This is a genomic window from Pseudomonas sp. ASL8, assembly GCF_056680355.1.
Map to the genome: position 1 here is coordinate 5091785 of NZ_CM155278.1, position 24577 is coordinate 5116361.

The 24577-nt window shown below is 55.8% G+C and carries 14 protein-coding genes; 10 read left to right on the forward strand and 4 right to left on the reverse strand.

Annotation, left to right across the window (positions count from 1 at the left end):
• Nucleotides 1-10: 10 nt before the first annotated feature.
• Complete coding sequence (kdpA, locus tag AC1MEA_RS23355) at nt 11-1705, reverse strand: potassium-transporting ATPase subunit KdpA (RefSeq protein WP_219060308.1); 1695 nt, start codon at nt 1703-1705, stop codon at nt 11-13.
• A gap of 8 nt (nt 1706-1713) precedes the next feature.
• Nucleotides 1714-1803 carry a K(+)-transporting ATPase subunit F gene (gene kdpF / locus AC1MEA_RS23360; protein ID WP_219060310.1) on the reverse strand — a complete coding sequence of 30 codons (90 nt, stop codon included), beginning with the start codon at nt 1801-1803 and terminating at the stop codon, nt 1714-1716.
• Nucleotides 1804-2097: 294 nt separating this feature from the next.
• Here kdpF and AC1MEA_RS23365 point away from each other — a divergent pair, with 294 nt between their 5' ends.
• The 4 genes from AC1MEA_RS23365 to AC1MEA_RS23380 all read left to right on the forward strand — a co-directional run bounded on the left by AC1MEA_RS23365 (nt 2098) and on the right by AC1MEA_RS23380 (nt 5512).
• Nucleotides 2098-2850, forward strand: a complete 753-nt coding sequence (locus tag AC1MEA_RS23365) for a response regulator (RefSeq protein ID WP_219060312.1) — start codon at nt 2098-2100, stop codon at nt 2848-2850.
• Nucleotides 2847-3902: a sensor histidine kinase gene (locus AC1MEA_RS23370; protein ID WP_219060314.1), complete on the forward strand. Its 1056-nt coding sequence runs from the start codon at nt 2847-2849 to the stop codon at nt 3900-3902. The genes AC1MEA_RS23365 and AC1MEA_RS23370 overlap by 4 nt, the downstream gene beginning before the upstream one ends.
• Before the next feature lie 126 nt (nt 3903-4028).
• The gene (gene xopAW / locus AC1MEA_RS23375; protein WP_480417540.1) at nt 4029-4811 is read left to right on the forward strand and encodes a XopAW family type III secretion system calcium-binding effector; all 783 of its coding nucleotides are present in this window, start codon (nt 4029-4031) and stop codon (nt 4809-4811) included.
• A gap of 425 nt (nt 4812-5236) precedes the next feature.
• On the forward strand, nt 5237-5512 hold the full coding sequence (locus tag AC1MEA_RS23380) for a helix-turn-helix transcriptional regulator (RefSeq protein ID WP_219060317.1): 276 nt from the start codon (nt 5237-5239) through the stop codon (nt 5510-5512).
• 115 nt (nt 5513-5627) lie between these two features.
• Here the strand turns inward: AC1MEA_RS23380 and AC1MEA_RS23385 are convergent, their stop codons facing one another.
• Complete coding sequence (locus tag AC1MEA_RS23385) at nt 5628-9446, reverse strand: sugar-binding protein (protein WP_480417541.1); 3819 nt, start codon at nt 9444-9446, stop codon at nt 5628-5630.
• Between the two features lie 50 nt (nt 9447-9496).
• The gene (locus AC1MEA_RS23390; RefSeq protein ID WP_219064685.1) at nt 9497-10009 is read right to left on the reverse strand and encodes a hypothetical protein; all 513 of its coding nucleotides are present in this window, start codon (nt 10007-10009) and stop codon (nt 9497-9499) included.
• Between the two features lie 813 nt (nt 10010-10822).
• On the opposite strand from AC1MEA_RS23390, the gene AC1MEA_RS23395 reads away from it, so the two are divergent.
• The 6 genes from AC1MEA_RS23395 to AC1MEA_RS23420 all read left to right on the forward strand — a co-directional run bounded on the left by AC1MEA_RS23395 (nt 10823) and on the right by AC1MEA_RS23420 (nt 24562).
• A complete protein-coding gene (locus tag AC1MEA_RS23395; RefSeq protein ID WP_480417542.1) occupies nt 10823-12226 on the forward strand; it encodes a hypothetical protein in 1404 nt (467 codons plus the stop codon).
• 95 nt (nt 12227-12321) lie between these two features.
• Nucleotides 12322-14682, forward strand: coding sequence for a hypothetical protein (locus tag AC1MEA_RS23400; RefSeq protein ID WP_480417543.1), 2361 nt, complete (start codon nt 12322-12324; stop codon nt 14680-14682).
• A 49-nt stretch (nt 14683-14731) separates the two neighbouring features.
• A complete protein-coding gene (locus AC1MEA_RS23405) occupies nt 14732-17620 on the forward strand; it encodes a hypothetical protein (RefSeq protein ID WP_480417544.1) in 2889 nt (962 codons plus the stop codon).
• 85 nt (nt 17621-17705) lie between these two features.
• Nucleotides 17706-22643, forward strand: a complete 4938-nt coding sequence (locus AC1MEA_RS23410) for an RHS repeat domain-containing protein (RefSeq protein ID WP_480417545.1) — start codon at nt 17706-17708, stop codon at nt 22641-22643.
• 502 nt (nt 22644-23145) lie between these two features.
• A complete protein-coding gene (locus AC1MEA_RS23415; protein WP_219060838.1) occupies nt 23146-23700 on the forward strand; it encodes a fimbrial protein in 555 nt (184 codons plus the stop codon).
• Nucleotides 23701-23806: 106 nt separating this feature from the next.
• Nucleotides 23807-24562, forward strand: coding sequence for a fimbrial biogenesis chaperone (locus AC1MEA_RS23420; protein WP_219060837.1), 756 nt, complete (start codon nt 23807-23809; stop codon nt 24560-24562).
• Nucleotides 24563-24577: the final 15 nt, after the last annotated feature.

Below are 24577 nucleotides of genomic sequence, written 5' to 3' on the forward strand. Positions count from 1 at the left end.
GATCTGCTCCTCAGAAGCCCATGCTCAAGTGTTCGGCAATCGGCCCCAGCGCGAGGGTCGGCAAGAAGGTCAAACCACCGACCAGCAAAATGGTCACGGTCAGCAAGGTCACAAACAGCACGCCATGGGTTGGAAAGCTGTCCTGGCCCTGGGGTGCGGTTTTTTTCATCGCCAGACTGCCCGCCAATGCCAGCACCGGCAGGATGTAGCCGAAGCGACCGAGAAACATCGACAGGCTGAGCATCAAGTTATGGAACAAGGTGTTCGCGCTGAAACCGCCGAACGCCGAGCCGTTATTGGCGGTGGCTGAGGTGTAGGCGTACAGCAGCTGACTGAAACCATGCGGACCGGGATTGCTCACCGCCGCCATCGGTCCCGGCAAGCTCGCCGCCAGAGCACCGAACACCAACACACCAACGGGCATCACCAGCAAGGTCGCGACCAACAGTTTCACTTCCCGGGCTTGCAGCTTCTTGCCCAGGTATTCAGGTGTGCGGCCAATCATCAAACCGGCAAGAAACACCGCAATCAACACATTGAGCAACATGCCGTACAGGCCCGCCCCGACCCCGCCGAAGATCACTTCGCCGACCATCATGTTGACCAGCGCGACCATCCCGGTCAGTGGGTTAAGGCTGTCGTGCATGCCATTCACCGAGCCGTTGGACGCCGCAGTGGTGGTCGCAGTCCAGAGCACCGTGCCGCTGGTGCCGAACCGGGTTTCCTTGCCTTCCATCGGTGCGGCTTGTTCGACCGACACGATGTTCAGAGTCGGATTCGGTTGATACTCAGCCCACATCGCCGTCGCACCGCCGATCAAGAACAGGGTCAACATGCACGCAATAATGGCTTTGCTTTGACGCATGTCTTTAACGTAGTTACCGAAGGTGAACACCAGCGCGACCGGAATCAGGATGATCGATACCAGTTCGAACAGATTGCTCCAGGCGGTCGGGTTCTCGAACGGATGCGCCGAGTTGACTCCAAAGAAACCACCGCCGTTGGTGCCCAGTTGCTTGATCGCGATCTGACTGGCTGCCGGCCCCAACGGGATGCTCTGATTGGCGCCTTGCAGAGTCACTGCGTCAACGTAATGAGCGAAAGTTTGCGGAACGCCCTGCCAGACCAAAAACAATGCCAGCACCAGACACAACGGCAGCAGCCCATAGAGGGTGGCGCGTGTCATGTCGGCCCAGAAGTTGCCAAGGTGTTGCGTCGAACGGCGGCTGATGCCACGGCAAAACGCGACCAGCACCGCGATGCCAGTGGCGGCACTGACGAAGTTCTGCACGGTCAAGCCAGCCATCTGACTCAAGTAGCTGAGCGAAGCTTCGCCGCTGTAGTTCTGCCAGTTGGTGTTGGTGACAAAACTCATTGCCGTGTTGAACGCCAGCGACCACTCCATTCCCGGCAGTTGCTGCGGGTTGAGCGGCAGAGCGCCTTGGAACAGCAGAATCGCGAACAACAGGAGGAAACCCGCCAGGTTGAAGGCGAGCAAGGCCAGGGCATAGGTTTTCCAACTCTGTTCGGTCTGCGGATCAACGCCGGACAGGCGATAACAGATGCGCTCGACCGGCCCCAATACCGGACTCAAAAAGGTACGCTCACCCTCCATGACCCGGTAATAAAAACGCCCCAGCCATGGCGCTGGCAGCAGCACCAGCACAAAAAAAGCCAGGATCAGTAGATAGTCATAACTGTGCATGGCGGCTCCTAATTCCGGCCGGCGCGTAACAGCGCCACCAGTAAGTAAATGAACAGCCCTGCTGCCAACAGCAGTGACACCCCGTCCAGAACGCTCATGGAAATTCTCCGTCGTACGGCAACTGCCGCGTGTCAGCCATTGTCCGCAGGGAGGGTGTAAAGGAACGAGATCGACGAACCCTGATGGGCATAAAGAAAGCGTAAAGAGTGGGATTTACAGGGGGCGTCAGGAGGACCGAGGGGCCTTGTATCAAACCCGATACATTCCAGACAACCGCCGGACACGTGGACACAACAGCCTTCCGCCGCGCGCGCCAGCGAAGTAGCATGGCGGGCAGCGTTGTTCTTCAATCGCGGCCAGTGATGGCGGCACCCTCAGGCGACAGTCGTACCATGCAAGCAGTCCCCCCTATCAGTATCGACAACGCTCCGACCGATGAGCGCCGCTGGAATACCCGCGCCCTGATCGTTGACGACGATGTGCCCATACGCGAACTCCTTTGCGATTACCTGGCCCGGTTCAACATCCACTGCCGTGGCGTGACCGATGGCAGCGCCATGCGCCAGGCGCTCGGCGAAGAAACCTTCGACGTGGTCGTGCTGGACCTGATGCTGCCCGGTGAAGACGGCCTCTCGCTGTGCCGCTGGCTACGCGGTACATCGGACATTCCTATCTTGATGCTAACCGCCCGTTGCGAGCCCACCGACCGCATCATCGGTCTGGAACTGGGTGCCGACGACTACATGGCCAAGCCTTTCGAACCCCGCGAGCTGGTAGCACGCATCCAGACTGTGTTGCGCCGGGTGCGCGACGACCGAAGCGAACCGCGCAACAACATCCGTTTCGACGCCTGGCGCCTGAACAGCGTAATGCGCCAGTTGACCGCGCCCGATGGCCTGGTGGTGCCGCTGTCCAACGCCGAGTTCCGCCTGCTGCGCGTGTTTCTTGAACGCCCACGGCGCGTACTCAATCGTGAGCAATTGCTGGATGCAGCACGCGGCCGGACCATAGAAGCTTTCGACCGCAGCATCGATTTACTGGTATCGCGCCTGCGACAGAAGCTCGGAGATGACCCGAGAGCGCCGCAACTGATCAAAACTGTACGCGGCGAAGGTTATCTGTTCGACGCCAGGGACATCGGTTGATCCGCTCGGCCGACACACTGTTCGCCCGTCTGTTCGGCGGGGCGTTGCTCGCGATCCTGTTGGCGCATGTGCTGGCGTTCATGTGGTTCATGCATTACGGACCGCCCCCGCCGCCTCCCCCTATGCCAGACGCGTTCGGTCAGCCGCCCCCCGGTTTCGACGCTTCACACCCCCCCATGCAGCGCCCACCAGGAAGGCCACCCTTGTTCGGGGGCCCCGTCGTGCCGCTGATATTTCAATTAATTACCCTGGTGGTCGCCGCCTGGTATGGAGCCAAAGCCCTCAGCCGACCGATCCAGCGCTTGAGCGAGGCCGCCGAGCGCTTGAGCGAGAACCTCGACAGCCAACCCCTTGAAGTCAGCGGCCCACGTGAGGCGCGTCAGGCGGCGCAGACGTTCAACTTGATGCAGCAGCGCATCCGTGAACAGGTCCAGCAACGCGGACGCATGCTCGCGGCCATGTCCCATGACTTACGCACACCACTGTCGCGCCTGAAACTGCGCGTCGAACAGATTGATGAACCGAAGCTGCACGGGCAGATGAGCCAGGACCTGGACGACATGATCGGCATGCTCGATGCCACCCTGACCTACTTGCACGAACAGCGTAATAGCGAGGCGTTGCAGCTTTTCGATGTGCAGGCACTGGTCGAATCCCTGACCGAAAACGCCCAGGATCAGGGCGATGACGTACACAGCAGCGGCCAGTGCAAGCCGCTCATGGCGCAGCCGATGGCGTTGCGTTCATGCCTGGGTAACCTGATCGATAATGCCCTGCGTTATGCGGGGCACGCGCATGTCGACATTCAGGATCATCCACAACGGGTGCAACTGCGAGTCAGCGATCAAGGACCGGGGATCGCTGCAGGTCTGCGCGAGGCGGTATTCGAGCCGTTCTATCGCGTCGAAGGCTCACGTAATCGCAACTCCGGCGGCATCGGCATGGGCATGACCATCGCCCGCGAAGCCGCCCGGCGCATGGGCGGCGACCTACGCCTGGAAGACACTCAGGGGGGCGGCCTGACCGTCGTCATCGACCTGCCCCGCCGGTAAAATCCGACGCGCCGACTGTGCGTGTCAGCCTCGATACAAATCCCGAATACCCCCGACACTTGACGCCCCGAGGCTTCATAAGCCGGTGCACTGCCACCGGCCCAAACAACCTGTGGAGTCAAGCCGATGATCAGTGGCGTCAGTAACAGTTATTCGAGCTATACAAGCTCAAGCGCGAGCACAACGGCCAGCGCGAACAGCAAGAAATTCCAGGAAGAATTGCTGGCCAAACTGGACACTAACGGTGATGGCAGTATCGGTAAGGATGAACTGAGTTCAGCCCTGTCGTCGAACAGCAACGATGGCGTAGTGGTCAGCCTGAGCAAAGCGTTCAGCGGCCTCGATAGCAATGACAATAGCAGCCTGGACGCCACCGAACTGTCGGCCATGGCCCAGCCACCGCAGCCACCCGCCGAGCCGTCCACGGACGTCGCTGAAAAAGTGCTCAGTTACCTGGACAGCAATGGCGATGGTTCCGTCAGCAGTGATGAGCTGAGTACCGGTTTGAGCAGCACTGACAGCAGCAGCGCTGACAGTTCAAAAGTATTTTCGGCGCTGGACACCAACAAGGATGGGACTATCAGCCTTGACGAGCTGACCGCCAGCCTGCAGCCCGCGCCACCACCGCCACCCGCCGAGCAAGACTCCAGTACCACGGGCTCTTCCACCACTACCAGCACCAGTACGTCTGACGCCAGCACGTTGTTCAGTAACCTTGATGCTGACAGCAGCGGCAGTGTCAGCCTCGACGAACTGACCTCTGCGTTGAGCACCGACACCACCGGGCAAAGCGCCAGCGCCAAAACGGCCGCTGCCGAAGCGTTGAGCAAGATGGTCGCTGCGCTGAGCCAACGTTATGAAACCGACGGCAGCAAGCCCATCGGCAACCACCTGAACGTCGCAGCCTGACAACCAAACCCGCCGCGAAGGCTATGTTTCGCGGCGGATTTTCCTCAGGCAAGTACAGCGTAGGGGGCGGTGCTTTTGCCCGTTACTGGCGTAAGCGCAGCATTACTTTGACATTACCGCATCAACGTCAATCGACGAATGGTGTGTTTTAAATCGAACCAATACTCGCTTTCAGCCCTGCGTACCCTCGTGAAAATTTCTTTTAAATCAACTAAGTAAACGCCTGCACCAAAGCCAGTGAGACATCACACAGACGTACCCCCTGTTACTTCTGACAGGTTTCAGATGCGTCCGGGAGGGCTATAAGAGAGTTCGGCCCCGGTCAAAATCTGCCGGACAGAAAAGCCGCACGCGATAAGGATGAATGTGTAACCGCATGCAGTCAGCACCACGGCCAAAGCCTCTCAAGGATAAGGAGCTTAGCGATGAACCGCCTCAACCAAAAGCCTGCCACCCCCTCTATTGATTGTCAGTCGACGCAGGCGAAGGAAACGCCGTCCGTAAAACTGACGACCAAAGAACGGGAAACACTTGAGTGGATGGTCCTCGGAAAATCAGCGTGGGAAGTGTCCCGAATTCTGGGCAAATCAGAAGCGGCGGTGAATTTTCACCTGTGCAACATTCGGCGCAAGTTTGAGGTGACTTCGCTTAGATCGGCATTGGTCAAGGCGATTGAACAGGGGGTTATTTTGTTGCATTGAAGGGCAAGGCCAACAATCTTGTAGTCGAAGTAAGCACAGATTCCGACGGCACCGGGCTTTTCTTCGCTCAGTACCGTGCTTTTTTATCCCCTGCCAACAGCAGCATGTTTTCGCTTCATCCGCCCTGCTGTTCCGCCAACAGGTAATCGCTGCCGCGGACAAACGTGCTGTGTTGCTCCCCCCGGAGTTGATTGGCCAACTCACCCTCACGGTAGAAGCGCTGGTCCTGGCCGCTGTCGCCGGTGTAGCTGGACAGTTTATCAAGCGGGTCGTAACGGTATTGACTGTTGGCCGATGGACCGCTGACTTCAGTCAAGCGACCGAGCGCGTCGTAGCTAAGGGTGCGACCCTGCTCGTCGACGATCAAATTACCGTCAGGGTCATAGCTCAGTTCGATAATTTTTGGGGCGTAGTCGTCATGGCTGTTGACGATCTTGATCAATTGCGTGGGGTCGGTTTCAGCGTAGGTATAGGTGGCCCGGTTGCTGCCGCCCTCAAACGTAGTAAGTACGAGTGTCAGGTTATCCCGCGCGTCAAACCGGAACGACTGGCTGAGAATGCTTTTGCCATAGGGATCGACAGGCGGCTGACTGCCTATTTTGCAGGTGTAATTAGCCAAACGACCACGGGTGTCGTAACCGAACGTTTCATCGCGCAGCACGGCCGTGCCTTCTTCGAGGATTCGCGTCACCAGGGCATCGACCTCGTTGTAGCTCTGGGCCAAGGTCTGGGTCACATTGCTGAACTCAAAGGTGCGTTTTACCTCACGGCCCAGGTCGTCATACTCCAGATTGATGGTCACGCTTTGCGCACCGTCCACCGTTTTTATACTCTGCGTCTGGCCCTGCGCGTTATAGCTAAAGGTCGAAACGGTTTGACCGAGCGTGGTCTTGTTCAGCCGTCCGGCGGTGTCGTACTCGTAAAGCTGAGTCTGGCCGAGCACATCGGTATAAGCACGCAAGCGTCCACTCAAGCTGTAGCTGTAATGCATGTTATAGGTGTCGGCGCCCTGAGTACGCACTTCGCACATCAGCTCGCCGGTGCTGTAATACTCGCGGGTCAGTTGCTGGTCGAGTTCCGAACAATACAGCAGCCGGGCGTTGTGAGGATCGTAGGTGTAGTTGGCTGTGGTGTCGCTGGCAGGAATACGCCGAATCAACGGTTCTTCTCCCAGCATCGGCAGATAGGTGTATTCAATCACTTGCGCACTGGCAGTGGTCACCGTCTTGGGCCGGGTTTGCCCCGATTCAAACGTAAATACCTGTTCTCTACCTCCAGAGATAGAACTGTACATACGGTCAAGTCCGTCGAAGGATTGCTCGCCCAGTACCCGATCATCGACGCTGATCAATGTCGGTAAGTCCCCGGTGCTGTGCAGGGCATATTCACGTATGACCACCGTTTTGTCAGGCAAGGTGCTTTCGACCATTCGGTCAAACGCATCGTAGCGGTACCCGGTGCTGTGGCCGAGCGCATCAATTTCTTCAACCGTACGCCCCAACCCGTCATAACGATAATACTGCTTGCCGATACTCTCGCCGATGCGGGTGAACCGTTCGACCGTCTCTGGTTTTTCAAACAGGTTGAGTTGGGTCACCGTGAGGTTGTACTTCTCCATGGAGGACTGGCTGGCTTGAGTCCATTCACGCTGGATCGGGCCGGAGGTACCGTCAATCAAGTCGGTTTCGCTGAACATCACCACCCCCTCAGGCGCGGTCTCACTGTCCTGCTGCCCCCAATCGTCGTAGCCAAAGGAGCGCTTGAGCGGCAAGTCTTCATCGCCCAGCCAGTCGTAATCGGTCTCGGCCAGCAACTGACCGCGCGCGTCATACTCGGCCTTGTACGTCTGACGAAACGCTCCGGCACTGGCGGGGTTGTCGGTGTCCTGACGTTCCTCCTTGATCACCCGATTGAGGCCATCCAGGTGGCTGCGCGTCTGTACACCCTTGACGTCGGTGACGGTCTGCGAGGCCGTTTGGCCCCCGAGGCCAACCAGGCTGTACGCGTAACTGCGGGTGGCGGCGAAGTCGGTGTCCGGGGCCACGGTTTCACTCACTACCCGGCCCAGCGCATCGTAGACGTAGCGGATTTCCACGTCGCTGTCGTCGCGGTTGAGCAGCGGTTCACCGGTGAGCAGCGAGTGCTCCAGGGTGATGACCTTGTGCACGCTGTCGAAGCTGCTGCTCAGGGTCTGCGTGGTCTCGAGCACGGTTTCGCCGGCACGGCCGGTGCCGGCGTTTTTTTCATAGGCGAAGTCGGTCGACGTACTGTGTTCGGCGTAGGTCAATGCGTCATGCAGGGTCAGCGTCACTTTGCGCTGACGCCCGTGTCGAAGTGCATCCCCCGGCACATCGAAATAGCTGTAAGCCGTCGTTTGCATCAGGTGCTCGTCGCTGCCCTCGAGCTGTTGCAGGGTTTCGTTCTTGATCACCAACCAGCTTTTCACGCCGCCAGTGACCGGCGCCATGGCCTGATAGTGATAGCGGGTGCACAACGTCGGTGCCGGGCTGCCGAAGCTCGAAGACGCCGGGGTTACGGTCTGCTCCTTCAACTGGCGCACAAACCCTTCCGGGTCGGCCGGGCACAGTCCTGGCTCGCCAGCCGCCGGGTAATAGCGGCTGGTTTCGGTGATGCCGTTGGCCTGGACCTCTTTGGCCAGGTTGCCATAGAGGTCGTATTCGCTGCTGACCGTTTCCCGGCGAACGAGGTTCGGGTTGTCGAGGTTTGACCAGCTGTTGGTGAGCGTTTTGGGCAGTTGGCAATCAATGGGCTGCTTGGCGAAGTCGACGCCGTCCTTGGCGTAATAAACCGTGACCACCCTTTTCACGTTTTTGTTCTGGGTCGTGGTTTCCTGGGTCAGCAGGTGGAAGCGGTTGAAGGAGCGCTCAACCGTGCGCACCGCCTGGCCCCCCACGTACAGGCTTTCGGTGGTGCCATACACATAGGTGCCGGTGATTTTGTAGAGGTTGTCCAGCCCGTCGTCTTCCCAAATCAGACCGGAGGCGTTGTAGCCCAGGAAGTTTTTGCCGAGGTCGGTGCCGTTGCCACGGTAGGTATACCGCGCCTCGATTGTGGGCTGGCCGGCGCCGGGATCGGTGATGTGCTTGGTCACCCGTCGCAGCGCCAGGCGTGCATCAAGGCCGGGGAATGCATGCCCGCCATCGTTGTACTCAACGGTTTCGTGCCCCCCCACCGGGTTCCACACCTGCTGGATACAGGTCAGGCCATGGAGCAGGACGTATTCAAAGCGCCAACAGGCATTCTCGGCAGTCGGCAGGGTGATCTGGCTGACCTTGTAGTCATGTTCGACCAGCGACAGGACAAAACGCACCGGCGCATCGTCAGGCTGCAGCAGTACCTCGACCGTGCGGCCCGTGCGCTTGATGGTCATCAGCCGGCGCTGAGCATCGCTGACGGATTCAAGCACTTGGTGATCGCCGAAGTAACCGTAGCTCAAACTGACCTTGCGCCCGTCGGGGGAGTGGATTTCATGCGGCAAGGCGACCCTGTTGGTGGCACTGCCGCCGACCTGAAGGATCTCGACCAGACCGGACTTGTGCACGACCTTGTAGCGGCCGCTGCCCAGGTCGTGGAAGTGAAAACTGTCGAGTTTTTTCTCTTTCATCAGGAGCTGGTTGTCGACGCTGCTGGTGCCGGTGACCTTGAAGGTCTCGCCGGTGCTCAGGGCCAGGATCTGGTCATGTGGGGTGTACTGCGACAGCTGCAAGTTCCAGCCCAGGCCGAAGCCGGTGTCGAGGGTATTGAGCGGGCTGAAGCTCAGCACCAGGGGAACGACCGGGCCGGCGAGGTCATCGGTCTTGAGTTCGGGCAGGCTGATCGACACCGTGTACAAACCGGTGCGCGGGTCGACTCCACTTTGCAGGAAACTCATGAAGTTAAAGGCGTTGGAATGAATGGAACTGGAGGCGGCCATGATCATGAACCTCGGGTGGGGAGTTCTAAAAAGGTAGTGCGCTAAAACATTCAGGGGAAAACCGGAGGCGGTGTATCAAGTTCGATTCTCACGCACGAGGTTCTTTTTTTCATTGATTCGTTTGCTTTTAAATATCGGCCCTTTAATTGAACGCCCGGTACGACGACCGAGTCGATAGGTGCGCTGGCAAACGTATCCAGGTTGATGGGCTCAAGCGTAGACGTGTCATTTTTTATGATTCGCAGTGCCACCCAGAAATAATTACCACTGTCGTGATGGTCGCAGGTGTAGTCGTCATACAGCCAGATATTGGAGGCGGAGGGAACGTGTTCAAGTTCAAGTCCGATAGCCTGGTCATTTCTGCAATAATTGTTGCTTTTAAATACGTAAGTGCCGCTTTTGAAATCAAGCGTGCAATGGTTTTCTCCGTTGGCGCCTTCCAACGTTATTTTGGGTGTCTCGGCGGCGGCAGGCAATATGGCAGTGGCAGCCATGATAAGACGGGGGCAGGTTAATAGCGTGACAAGCACCAACCCACAGGATACGATTTTAAGAGGAGCCATTATGGGTTGCCTCGGTTAGTGAACGCGGAGAAAGTCTTGTCGTGGTGCTATGTCGTGTCCGAATTTAAGTTGGGTTATGGTGGGGGTCAGCGTTGGATGATGACGCAATTAATTTCATTTGGATTCACGGGTGTCTGGAAGACGGGTCGATTTATGAACCTAAGTCCAGGTGCGATCACGTTGCCAGGTGGCAGTGTATTGAGGTCAAGAGTGTTAATTTTGTTGGCGGTCGTGGTCGGGTTCTTTATAACTAATAATTCATACCAGCTAAACGCGTCGAAGTCAGATAATCCGCATTTTTTTGGGCTCGATGCTACCTGACCCTGTTTTGGCCGTCCTGTAACGAGCCAGATTCTGGTAGTGGAAGGAACGTCTCGTAATTCAAAGTAACCACCGTTTTTCAGCAGCTTGCACGGATAGTTTCCACTTGAGTTGGGCTTCTCTACAAATAGTTGTGTTCCAGGGTTTGCAGGAAAACTACACTGTGGCGTCCCATCACTGAAGTAAAAAGACAGGGTCCCCTCACTCTGTGTTTTATCGGTATCGCCGGCCAGTGCATGCCCGAAGTTTCCGACAAGTAGGATGATCAATAATCGGCGCGCTATTATAAAAAGATTCATTTCTTGCTTGCCTCCGTGGTTGAGCACTCCATTCAATTAACGATAACACCACGCTGACATTTGCCTACCTAGCAGTTCTGCTAGGTAGGCAACGTTATTGATCAGGCGTACACCTAGACCCATGTCACGTCGTGCTGCTGTTGAAAAATAATGGCCGACTGCCGGATTTAAATGTGTGCAAGGAGTTCACCGCATGGACAGTTCCCTCCCGGTCGTGCAACTAAGAGAGTCTCATGCTCTGGCGTTGGACCCTGATGCGCCACCGAGTAGTGGGGCATTCACACTCGTAATCCCACCTTACCCGGGCATGGCTGTCGGCGATAAGGTCACGATCACCTGGCAGGGATTTTTTGATGACGGCGACGAAGACTTTCCTTACACCAACACAAAAAGCCTCGACGTCGGTGAGCTTACAAAGGTAATGATCTGGAGCCTGGAAAGAACGTATGTCGACTTCATCAGCGGTGGCAGTGCGCAGATGAACTACAGCATCACCTACGCCAGTCCTTCGGACAATCCGGGCGACTCGCCACCGCAGACAATCAGCATCGTCAAGCCATTGCAGGTTCGTTTGCCTGCAATCGGCATCGAGAATCACAGCGGCAGTTCAATTGACCCCGGGCTTTTCCCGGAAGGTCTCACGCTGCTGGCGAATGCGTATGCGGGCATTCAAATCGGGGATTATGTGTTGCTGTATGCCATGGGGCCGCTCGCGAGCACCCGTGTAGTGGCGTCTTTGCAGGTCGATCAGCCGATGATTGACAGTGGCAAGCTCTCTTTCACCGTCGAGCAAAAATGGCTGCAGGGCAACCTCGGCAATACGGTGACCTTTGAGTATCAGTATGCGCGGCCAAGCGTTGCCGAGTCCTCCGAGCGACTGGCGCTGGACGTGCGTGCGTCCTGGCGACCCGAAGCCCCGATAGTTGCCGGGGCTCAGGAGGAACCGCCCGGTCCTAGCCAGGGCTCTATAGAAGCGGAGGGATTGGTAAGGGGGGTCGTTATCAAAATCCCGCAGGAAGTGCCGTTAGGTGATAACGATAAGGTCCAGGTCCATTGGGACGGTTATGGCACCAGTGGTCACTCGATCGTGGCCGAACCTGAGGCAAATGATCGGCGCACATTCGTTATTGATGCTGCCGCCGTCCCGGCGAATATGGGCAAACGTCTCAACGTGTTCTATCAGGTCACGCGACCTGGCGAAGCCGCCGCAACTTCCATGCCCTTTGACCTGCGCGTGATTACCGTGCCGCCAGCGCGGTTTAGAACGATTCAATGCGCGCAGGCATCCCTCGGAAATCTGCCACTGAGCCAAGTGCCGGTTACCGGCGCGGAGTTTACGTTGGACCGATGGATGTTCATGGCGCCTGGTCAGTTGCTCACCATCCAGGCCAAAAGCTCGACGAACATCTATTTGCTTGAACATTTTCCGATAACTACGGCGCACCTGATCGCAGGCAAAGTCGAGGCAACGTTAGGGCTTGATTATCTGCAAAAACTAGGCCCCGGCGCACACCTGACGATAGAGGTCAGTGTCAGTTTTGATGAGGGTCATTCGCAAACAGCGTTTCCTACTGTTCCACTCACGGTGAGGGATTAGTAGAGGGCATAAGTGCGGGTTGGATGTGAGTTAAGTCATTAAGCTGGATGGGGCGTTTTTCAATAGTTAACTAACTGTGTTGGGAGTGTGATGTGATGGCCGGTAACTCAAAAGAAAGTCTGCTTTCCTGGTTAGTGCTTGAATCTCGCACGCAGGGATGGGACTCCGTCGTTGTGATTGATCGACGTAAGTTAAATCTGGTGCTGCTTCAGGGGTATATCGATCGCTTCAACACGGCAGCCTATTTCCCCCCCATTACTGACAGTGCGCCGACGGTAGAGACCCAAAGGGAATACCTCTACGATTTCGCCCTGGATTACCCTCGATTGTCTTTTGAAAACGCTAACCTTTTAGACTCAAAGGTTGCGTTGTCTATGCGGGTGGTCGGCGGCACACAGGTGACGGTTGAGACCAACCTCGGTGTTGGACGGGCTATACGGATCGACTCAATAGACCCGCTCGATGCACCCACTGTAGAGTTGGTTATTAATTTGTCAGAAGTGCCTGGGTCCATCGACTCAAGCAGGAACGCTATTCTCGATTTAGCAAAAGGAAGCGAGTTCAGGCTGACGTACGCCGACTCTGAATTCATGCAGGAAAAGCTGGGTAAACTGTTTCAAACGATCTTTGAGGCGGTCCCGGAGGAAAAACGCATTTATGTTCTAACCACTCTGCAGGAGGGGGGGGATAAATATATGATTCCCCGCCGTTTTGAAACTCGAACCCAAGCCAGTGGTGCTGCGGCCCGTGACCCACTGTCTTCTGAATTCGGTCAGGGCGCGGTTGTCTTGTTTGTGGCGATGGAAAGGGGGGATTCGGGAGGCTTTCCAGACCAGTCCACGTTTAAATACCTGATTCCTGATGATGCAGCGGAGGACTATTCGGCCACCGTATTGCTGAGCAGTAAAATGGTGGGCCGAGCCCTGTTCACTCGAGGTCTTATCAAAGCTTTTGAGAAAGCCGGGGCTGCTTTCAAGGAGACCTTCGACGGTGATAAGTTAACCACGATTCAGGCCACGCGAGGCTCTTATCAGGTTGCCAGTGGGTATTTTGATCATGGTGGTAGTCATCCGCCCCCATGGGACGTGAATGCTGATGCCTTTACGATCGATTTGGCGGGTGCGCCCCTGCCCGTAACGGCCGATTTTACACAGACGAATGTCGGGTTGAGATGGCAGGTGGCAGGAAAGTTTACTGGTAAGTTCAACAATCGGTCAAACAATACAAGCGCCTCTTTTGCCGCGAACTATCAGGTTGATTTTGACAGGGAATACGTTCTTGTTGACGGTGCGTCACCTGGGCGCGAGCCCTATTTCATGTTAAGTCCGATATACCATGTACTTTCTTGTACGGTCGATATGCCGCCGGGCGTGGGTGGGGGCTATCAGCAGAAACTGGTAGAGATGTCACAGTACTATATTCAAGATAAAGCGACTGACTTTCTGTACGGTGTTGGTGATGAGTTCTATGACAGTGACAGTGTCAAAACTTCAATAATGGGCGATATTCGCATACCGTTTGGTAATGCGCTTGAATTCAAGTCGTTGCATATTCCTGATGATGCGGTCCTTTTTGGCAAGGTCAGTCCCGCTGTCGCTGCCTTCTTTGTTACTCCCCTTGAGATGATCATAGGACATGGCGACAACTATACATTCTCGACAACTCCAGAAACGAGCGGTGTCACATGGACAGTGGAGCATATTCCAGGCGGGTCCGGCGATAAGGGGGTGATAAATAATGCTGGGCTCTATACAGCACCCTCTGCCGAAGTAATCAACGGCACTTACATTCGCGTCAAAGTAACGGCGACAACTGCAGTAGATGGCTATTCCAGTTCGGCGTTGGTGTCGGTCGTGGCCCGGGACATTACCGTCAACCCGGTGATTCAGGTCTGCGATGCTTATGACTCGACCACATCCGGTGTGCGCCAGTCTCGCCAGTTGTGGGCCGGGACGCTGGGCTCGGGCAAATTGGATTGGCATTTAAAAGATCCCGGCCGAGGAGGAAACGTAGACCCTAATGGCAAGCCGAGGAACGAGCATGACTATTGGGCTATGCCTAAAATCGAAAACGCTGGATTTGTCGTCGAAGAGATACAAGTCACCAATCTGTCGACGGGCAAAAGCCAATCCAGCTATGTGTTGGTTGTGCATAAATTTGCCTCGATCACTATCACTATCGACGCCACTGCAAACTTATCGCCGGAGCAGCTTCAATTGCAAGGGTGGATCAATGGTAATATATTTCCAGGCATCAAGTGGCACTTGTTGGAAGGCGCGGGTGATGTCGATGAGGACACGGGCATCTACACCGAGGACCCAAACAATCATAAGCGCTTCGCTGTCATTACGGCACTTTTCGACTTCCAAGTTCTAGGCAAGTTTGAAGGGTTTTTAATTCTACCGTTGCCGTTGACTGAGTTTGCCAATGTACTGGAAGTCTTCTACGCCCCTTAGGCGACAGAGCAATTATCCACACGGTAACTCAATGTATTGGAGCATTATCATGGCGAATTCACGAGACGAATTATTAAATCGTATGGCGGACGGTTCGGTGATGTATGGCTGGGGCGCTATTTGCGTGTTTAACCGTGCGCGCCTTAATTATTTGCTGCAGCAGCAGTTTGTCGCAGGGTTCAATGAATTTAGTTTTTTACCCGCCTTTAGCGGGCGCGTTTACTTGACCGACGATAAGACGCTTTGGGCTGATTTGGATTCGATTTTCTTAACTAAACCACTTCTGTCGTTTGAGACGGCGTCCCTTGATAGTTCAAAAGCTAAACTGACCCTGTATATAGCGTCCGGCAGCTATGCACTTTCGCAACACACTGCTGGCAATCCACCCGTGCTGCTGTCTAGTTTTAAGCTGTCCGAGCAACAGGGCTTCATGTTGACCATCGATGTTAATTTAAACCTGGTCGTTGGCCAAGTAGATAACCGTGGGCGAGTCATTCTGGATATTTCAGATGGATTGAACTTTAGCTGTAACCTAGCGGGCGAAGAGTATGCTCGAAAATTGATCGGCAGGCTTCTCGAAGCTCGCTTCAAAGCCTTGCCAGTTCATAAGCGTGTTTTTAACTTGGGCGTGCTCGATTTTAATGGCTATAGTCCACTGACACCCACTCGCTTTTATATTCTCACGCAAGCTGCACCCAACGCCAAAAATGTCAAGGCCTCCAACTATGGTGATGGTGCCGTGGTCGTGTTTATCCGAGTTAAAGGCAATACGGGTGACGGGGTTTTGCCATCTGAAAGCAGTGGATTTCCCTACTTGATTCCGGATAATCGAGATGCGCAGGGTAAGGACCTGTATTCAGCGTCGGTGGTTGTCTCCCAGGAATTTATCAAGGATGTGGAGCCGGGCTCGCTGACCCTGTTAAGCAGTTTGTTATTCCCCGGAGAGAATGTTTTTATCGAGAGTTCGAGGCATGCCCCCTATGACTTGGTTGCGTTTGGCAATATCGACCCGGTCCTGACCAGCATTGCCCTAGACCCTATATTCAGCGTTATTGAAGCCGGCAGCGAACTGCGTTTCAACGTTGTTCAGGCCGGCAAGATGATCAACGGTATTGATCTCGATTGGAGCGTGCGTAGCATCAATACGATACATTCAGCCGGAGAGATCGCGCCAGGTGTGTACAAAAGCGTCACTCGGAACCGACTCGGTCGAGAATCTGTGCGTAACGTCGTCACTGCTAGCTATACCGATCCGGACACTAAAATCAAACACAGCGCCTCGGCGTTAGTGTTAGTCACGTATGAAGGTATGGCCATCGCGCCGCTGGTAAGCGTTATTTCGCCGAGAGGTGTGCCCATCACGCTCAAGGCGTCGACGGTAAGTGGCGGTGTTTTGCTTGGGTCACTGCTTGTTCCGGAGCTTGGCAGTCTGGTGTTCAACGAGGACACGGCTATTTATACCCCACCGGACAACCTGCCAGACAATGCTGCGGTGCAGCGTATTCAGGTGCTCGACACTAAGACGGGGGAAACAGTGCAATCGACGGTATTGCTGATTAAAACTCCTCCCTCGCTTGAAGTGAAACCGTCTTACATGTCTGGCGTCTCCCCATTAGGGGAACTACAACTAACGAACAGCTGGGGGGCGTTTATAGACGCCAGGAAAGACCACCCTGACTTCCCGCAAATGTTACTGGCAGACAAACAGCCAGATCCGGATATCGAGGTGCGATGGGGTCTGGTCAGCGGTGAAGGCAGTGTTAATGCTGCGGGGTTGTTTACGGCGCCTGCAAAAATAACCAACCCTATAAGTGTCGTGGTCTGCGATATTATATATAATGGCTTTTCCTTACTTACGGGCTACAGCGTTATCGAGTTGTCCGGATTCGTCGGTGAACCCTCTTGGGACAAGGTGGTCAGTTTCAAACTGACTGCCCCCGCAAATAATACCAAGGCGTTTGCCAATGGTTATCAGCAGATCGCGATAGATGTCGAGATTGAGACTGAGCATGTCAATGGTATGGATTATCCCATCACCGAGGAGGAATTCAGTACCCTGACAATCGTCCATCGGAACTCAGGGCAGGAGCTGGATTATCTGGATATCGGCCAAGAGGGCTTCGAGGCCGATGCTGCTTACCAGTGGGCAGTCAGTACCGAGTCCAATCGCTTTAACCGGAATGACAGTGTTGCGCAGGCTGTCGATGAAAACCCCATTGAATTACTCAATGGCATTAGCCGGCGTCGGGTGTTTGTACACACGCGCGCGGCCGATCCGGAAGTATTTCATGCGCGCTTTATCGACGCATTTTTTGGACCGCATAATTCAAATGAAAATAGCGATCTACCGCCTTACAATATTGAACTTGTGCCCGTGGTTGTTCCTTCGTTTGTTCCAGGGCACTACGACTTCAAACCCAAGCGTGTCGCGGGCGGTGGCAAGAACCCGCCAGAACAGGATGATTATGATTATTTCCTGCGCACCACGGACTATTGGTCTCTGGACTATCGGGGCGTGGATGGCCGGCCGGTGAGGTTCGTAAGATTCGAACTTGAGGGCAATCAGTCGGTTGTGCAGTGGGAAAGCCGTTATCAGAATGAATTCATGTTCAGTTACACGGGCTATGTGTTCAATAATGAAAAAGTACTGGGTGACGAAAAAACAATGTTTTACGACGAGAGAATGTCGCTTGTCGTTGACGCTTATAATCATCCTCTGGATAGCAATATTGTAGGGACGGAAGTCGTGGGGGAGGGGCAGTTGATTATAGGACTGTTTCGGACCGACGACATCAGGTATTGGAGTGATAGCCGACTTGAAGCACCTTTGCGGCTCAAGCTACTGGACAAAAACGGTAATTATCATCAATTGAGTATTGGTTTTGCACCTATGTCGGTGGCGGACAGCCGTAACACCCTACTGCTGACCGTTCTATAAGTCCCCTTGTGTGCGCCGTGCGCAGGTTATTACTGTGCACGGTGCGGTCTATCGCACATTAATACCCTACCCGAGGTTCATGATCATGGCCGCCTCCAGTTCCATTCATTCCAACGCCTTTAACTTCATGAGTTTCCTGCAAAGTGGAGTCGACCCGCGCACCGGTTTGTACACGGTGTCGATCAGCCTGCCCGAACTCAAGACCGATGACCTCGCCGGCCCGGTCGTTCCCCTGGCACTGAGCTTCAGCCCGCTTAATACCCTCGACACTGGCTTCGGCCTGGGCTGGAACCTGCAACTGTCGCAGTACACCCCGCATAACCAGATCCTGTCCCTGAGTACCGGCGAGACCTTCAAGGTCACCGGCACCAGCAGCGTCGACAACCAGCTCCTGATGAAAGAGAAAAAACTCGACAGTTTTCACTTCCACGACCTGGGCAGCGGCCGCTACAAGGTCGTGCACAAGTCCGGTCTGGTCGAGATCCTTCAGGTCGGCGGCAGTGCCACCAACAGGGTCGCCTTGCCGCATGAAATCCACTCCCCCGACGGGCGCAAGGTCAGTTTGAGCTACGGTTACTTCGGCGATCACCAAGTGCTTGAATCCGTCAGCGATGCTCAGCGCCGGCTGATGACCATCAAGCGCACGGGCCGCACGGTCGAGGTACTGCTGCAGCCTGACGATGCGCCGGTGCGTTTTGTCCTGTCGCTGGTCGAACATGACTACAAGGTCAGCCAGATCACCCTGCCGACTGCCGAGAATGCCTGTTGGCGCTTTGAATACGTCCTGCTCCATGGCCTGACCTGTATCCAGCAGGTGTGGAACCCGGTGGGGGGGCACGAAACCGTTGAGTACAACGATGGCGGGCATGCATTCCCCGGCCTTGATGCACGCCTGGCGCTGCGACGGGTGACCAAGCACATCACCGATCCCGGCGCCGGCCAGCCCACAATCGAGGCGCGGTATACCTACCGTGGCAACGGCACCGACCTCGGCAAAAACTTCCTGGGCTACAACGCCTCCGGTCTGATTTGGGAAGACGACGGGCTGGACAACCTCTACAAAATCACCGGCACCTATGTGTATGGCACCACCGAAAGCCTGTACGTGGGGGGCCAGGCGGTGCGCACGGTTGAGCGCTCCTTCAACCGCTTCCACCTGCTGACCCAGGAAACCACGACCCAGAACAAAAACGTGAAAAGGGTGGTCACGGTTTATTACGCCAAGGACGGCGTCGACTTCGCCAAGCAGCCCATTGATTGCCAACTGCCCAAAACGCTCACCAACAGCTGGTCAAACCTCGACAACCCGAACCTCGTTCGCCGGGAAACGGTCAGCAGCGAATACGACCTCTATGGCAACCTGGCCAAAGAGGTCCAGGCCAACGGCATCACCGAAACCAGCCGCTATTACCCGGCGGCTGGCGAGCCAGGACTGTGCCCGGCCGACCCGGAAGGGTTTGTGCGCCAGTTGAAGGAGCAGACCGTAACCCCGGCGTCTTCGAGCTTCGGCAGCCCGGCACCGACGTTGTGCACCCGCTATCACTATCAGGCCATGGCGCCGGTCACTGGCGGCGTGAAAAGCTGGTTGGTGATCAAGAACGAAACCCTGCAACAGCTCGAGGGCAGCGACGAGCACCTGATGCAAACGACGGCTTACAGCTATTTCGATGTGCCGGGGGATGCACTTCGACACGGGCGTCAGCGCAAAGCGACGCTGACCCTGCATGACGCATTGACCTACGCCGAACACAGTACGTCGACCGACTTCGCCTATGAAAAAAACGCCGGCACCGGCCGTGCCGGCGAAACCGTGCTCGAGACCACGCAGACCCTGAGCAGCAGCTTCGACAGCGTGCACAAGGTCATCACCCTGGAGCACTCGCTGCTCACCGGTGAACCGCTGCTCAACCGCGACGACAGCGACGTGGAAATCCGCTACGTCTACGATGCGCTGGGCCGGGTAGTGAGTGAAACCGTGGCCCCGGACACCGACTTCGCCGCCACCCGCAGTTACGCGTACAGCCTGGTTGGCCTCGGGGGCCAAACGGCCTCGCAGACCGTCACCGACGTCAAGGGTGTACAGACGCGCAGCCACCTGGATGGCCTCAATCGGGTGATCAAGGAGGAACGTCAGGACACCGACAACCCCGCCAGTGCCGGAGCGTTTCGTCAGACGTACAAGGCCGAGTATGACGCGCGCGGTCAGTTGCTGGCCGAGACCGATTACGACTGGCTGGGCGATGAAGACTTGCCGCTCAAGCGCTCCTTTGGCTACGACGATTGGGGGCAGCAAGACAGTGAGACCGCGCCTGAGGGGGTGGTGACCTTTAGCCTGATGGACCCTTTCGGCTGGACAACCTCCGACGGTCAACTCATGCCAACCCAAAGCAGTTGGCAACAAATCAATCGCTCGTCCACCGAGCGGTACGGCCTCACGGTGACTCAACTCAACCTGTTTGAAAAACCAGAGACGGTCGAACGGCTCACCCTCATCGGCGAGAGTATCGGCAAGCAGCAGTATCACTATGACGGGCTGGGGCGTACGGTCGAAGAGATTGATGCGCTCGGCCACAGCACCGTGTACCGCTACGATGCGTTTGACCGAATGGTCGAAAGCACCTTGCCAAACGGGGACAAAGTCAAACGCAGCTATGCAGACCATAGCCGCGCCGAACTGGCGACCCTGCTGACCGTTCAGCCATCGAACCAGTCATCTCCTGAAGTAAACGCGGGTGGCCAGGTATTCGACGGCCTTGAGCGTCTGACTGAATTGCGTACCGGCCCCCGTGTCGAAACGTATCACTACAAAGGTGGTCAATTGCAGGTCAGCGAACGGGTCACGCCACTGCAGGCCAGCATCCACTATGAGTACGCGCTTGGCCTGACTCAAGAGCCTGTTACCACCGTCGCGCCGGACGAAAGCGTCAGCTTCGGTTATGACGTAAAAAGCGCCCGCATGACCAGTTCGCAAAACAGTCTGGGACACCGGACATACACCTATGATGGCGCCAATCATCTCAAAAAGGATGAATGGGCCGCAGGGGGTAACACCTGGACTACCGGTTATGTCAGCTCGTTGCAAGGCCGACAATTGCAGCGCACGGACGTCAGTGGGCTGACCACCACCTACGATCACGACCGATACGGGCGGGTGATGCTGGTGAGCCAAGGACAACTTCATGCCCGATTTGAATACGACCTTTTGGGACGACTGAGCCTAACCAACAGCACCGACCTTAAAACCCTTGTCACGCTGGAGACCCGACTGGCGTATGACGAACACAGCCGCGAAATCCTGCGTACCTTAAGCCTGACCAACCAGCCAACTCGAACCCTCAGTCAGAGCTGGCGGACGGACGATCAGTTGCAGTGTCGGCAGTTGAAAGCATTGGAAAAAAGTCTGCTTGAAGAAGACTTCGAATATGACTCCCGCGGACGGTTGATACAGTACGACTGTTCGGGCGAGACCCTCCCCAAGGATCGCTACGGCAATGAAATCGTCAAGCAGGTCTTCCGATTCGATGCGCTGGATAACGTCACCCTTACCCTGACCACTTTCGCCGACCAGACAACCGACCGGTGCATGTTCACGTACAACATTCCCGATGATCCTTGCCAACTGCTGAAGATCACCCACAGTCATAAGCACTATCCACCCAGCACACCTTTTGCGTATGACGCCGACGGCAACATGCTCAACGATGAGTTGGGCCAGCGCCTGCACTATGACAGCCAGGGTCGTCTGCTCAATGTCGAGACGGCCAGCGGTGACCCGACCCGTCAATACCGTTACGACGGGCACAATCATTTGGTCTCAACCACACAGGGCGCTGCCGTCGAGACGTTGCGCTTCTATGAGGGTGATCGCCTGAGCAACACGGTTCAGGGGAGCACGAAGATCCAGTACCTCTACGATGGAGACACTCCGTTGGGTCAGCAGCAGGTGGACGACGACACAAAGACCCTGCTGTTGATGACCAACGCCAGCAACAGTGTCCTCGGCGAAAGCCAGCAAGCCAAACTGCGCACAGCGGTCTACAGCGCTTATGGCGAACGCAGCAGCCACGACGATAACGATGGCGAGTTGCAATGCTTGCTGGCCTTCAACGGTGAAGTCCGCGATCAAGCCAGCGGCTGGTACCTGCTGGGCCAGGGTTACCGAGCCTACAACCCGACCCTGATGCGCTTTCACAGCCCGGATTCTCTGAGCCCGTTCGGGGCCGGCGGAGTCAATCCGTACGGGTATTGCCAAGGTAATCCGATCGCCTTCCAGGACCCGACCGGGCACAGCGTCGGGAAACTCGAGCACCGCGTCTTCAACGTCAATAAAGGGGCGCTGGTGACCGGACTGCTGCTGACAGTGGTTTTCACGGGACTGGCGGTCGCCAGTCTGGGAACCGCCACCCCCTTTTACATGGCCGTGACGGTGTTGGGTACAGGCGCCATGATTACCGGGACCGGATACAAGACCGCCGCGCTGCTGAACCATGATCCTGAAGAACAGCAACGGCTTTACCAAATTGGTGATGCCTTTGACAAGGTGGCGCTGTTCATAGGGATTGGGCAAGGGGTTGGGGCAATGGGGAAAAAGATGTTGAAAAGAGAGGCTGGTGGGATGCTGGTAGACGATTGGGGTAAGGGAGTACCCGATTTCTTTAGTTCAAAACAAGCACAGGGAAGCAATTGGACTTTTAAGTCTGGACCTAGAACATTTCATAATACGCGCGCATTTAAACCTGACGCGAACGCAGGCGCATTTTCAGGGACTTCACGATCCGCATCAACTGCCACATCTTTATCCTCAACGACCTCAAGCCCTGTATCACGCTCATCATCATTGGATTCAATACCCGACATGGATCGGGTAATTAAAGATATAAAGAGCCGTCAGGTAACACCAACCACTCCTGCGCCTGAACTTGCACCACCGCCTGCACCTAACCACCCTGGCAGCTATATAGACGCAGCGCGAAGAGCAGTGGCGAACAGCCCCAACGATGCAAGTAACGTTCGACATGTCTGATTGCAATCATCTGCCCATCAACCATTCCTCGCTATCCAACCTTCCACCTCAAGTGCAACTGCTGATGCAGTGCACTTGAGTGCTCATTTTCGCTCACATACTCTCATCCGAAAAATAGCACCACCCTCCTGCGCAACGCCAAAATCAATGCTCCCATCGCACCGAAAAAGCCCCTGACGTCTTTTACTCTCAAAGACGTCCGACAATCACCCACACTAAAGTCCACTAACAAACATCCGAATCCCTACGACACGCGTGGCTTTTTTCCTACACCACTGATGACTTTTCCTATATTACCGACGCGCACACATCACTACCATTTGCCGCGTCGAGTAGGACGCAACTTACAAACATAATGAAACAATCTTACTCCTCGATCGCATATCTCTTATAGCAAGAGAGCGCAATACCACAGCAACAATCCCTAACAGATACACCTGTGAATATCGGTACTGCTTGCTTCCAGGCCGTGTCGATACCTCTTATTAAAAGGACTGCTTACATGAAGAACTCTTTACTTGCCCTTCCTCTTGGCCTGCTTCTGGGTCTTGGCGCCACATCGGCTTTTGCCACCACCGGGACCATCAACTTTCAGGGCAAGATCACTGCTGTGACCTGCGGTATTGAAATTGTTGATCCGGTAACAGGGGCTCCGGGTACCGGTGCGGTGAACATGGGCAGCATTGAGGCCAGCCGTTTCACTGAAACAGGTCAAGAATATGGCGGCAAGGGCTTCGCATTGCGCGTTACCCCTGGTGTCGGGGGCTGCACCATCGCGCCCGGCGACACCGCCAAAGTGACGTTCACTGGCACAGCCGACACAAGCGGCGACTATTACGCCTTCAAACCCACCACCGATGCGGCCAAAGGCGTTGTTGCCGTCATCAAAGACAAAACCGGTGCCAACGTTGTCAATGGTTCGGAGTCCGCCGAGTACGCACTGAGCGATATCGACCCGACCGATTTGCGCTTCGATGTCTACTACAGGTCCATCGCCGCGATCGTCACGCCAGGCCCAGCCGAAGCCGACGTGGCCTTCGTCGTCGCCATCAACTGATATCAGCCCGCCCATTGGGTCACGACGCGATCCGCGCCAGACCCAACGGGCACCCTCGATACAGCCGGTGCGCGAACGCTCGCGCGCCGGTAAAAGGTATTTGTACATGTTCGGCTTAAACAGACCTTCGGCCATTCTCCGGCCCGCCCTTCTCGCCTGCGTGACCACGTTGCTGCTGACCCTTCAGATACCGGTCAGCCACGCCGCCCTGACTATCAGCGGCACTCGGGTAGTGTTCGACAGCGACAAACGCAGTGTCTCGCTGATTGTCACCAACCCCGGCAGCAAAACCTACGCAGTACAAACCTGGGTTAACACCGCCAGTGATGACACCACGACTGCCGTGCCATTTATCCCTTCCCCGCCCCTGTTCCGGCTTAACCCGGGCAAGGAACAGCAGGTGCAGATCAATGGGCTACCGAATGATTTACCGACGGATCGTGAATCGCTTTTCTATTTCAATGTCCAGGAAATCCCACAGGTTGAAACCAGAGAAAGCAACGTCCTGAACATCGCCCTGCGCACACGGCTCAAGTTGTTTTATCGCCCTAGCCAGCTCAAGGACAACCCGGTTGTGCGCCTGAAAGACCTGCAGTGGTCGATCAAGAACATCAACGGCAAAGCGCATCTGCACGTGGACAATCCGACCCCCTTCCACGTGTCCTTTACCCGAATAGAGGTCTCCGGCAACGGCCAAAGCGTGCAACTCCAAAGCCTGGCCATGGCCTCGCCGCTTTCCAGCCAGGTGTATGAACTGACCGGCATTAAACCCAGCCCCGGCCTGCAGGTGACTTTCTCGACGATCAATGACTACGGCGCGATCACCCCTCCCCTCATCGCACCCGTCCAGCTAGCCCTCTAACCCTTCTGTAGCTGC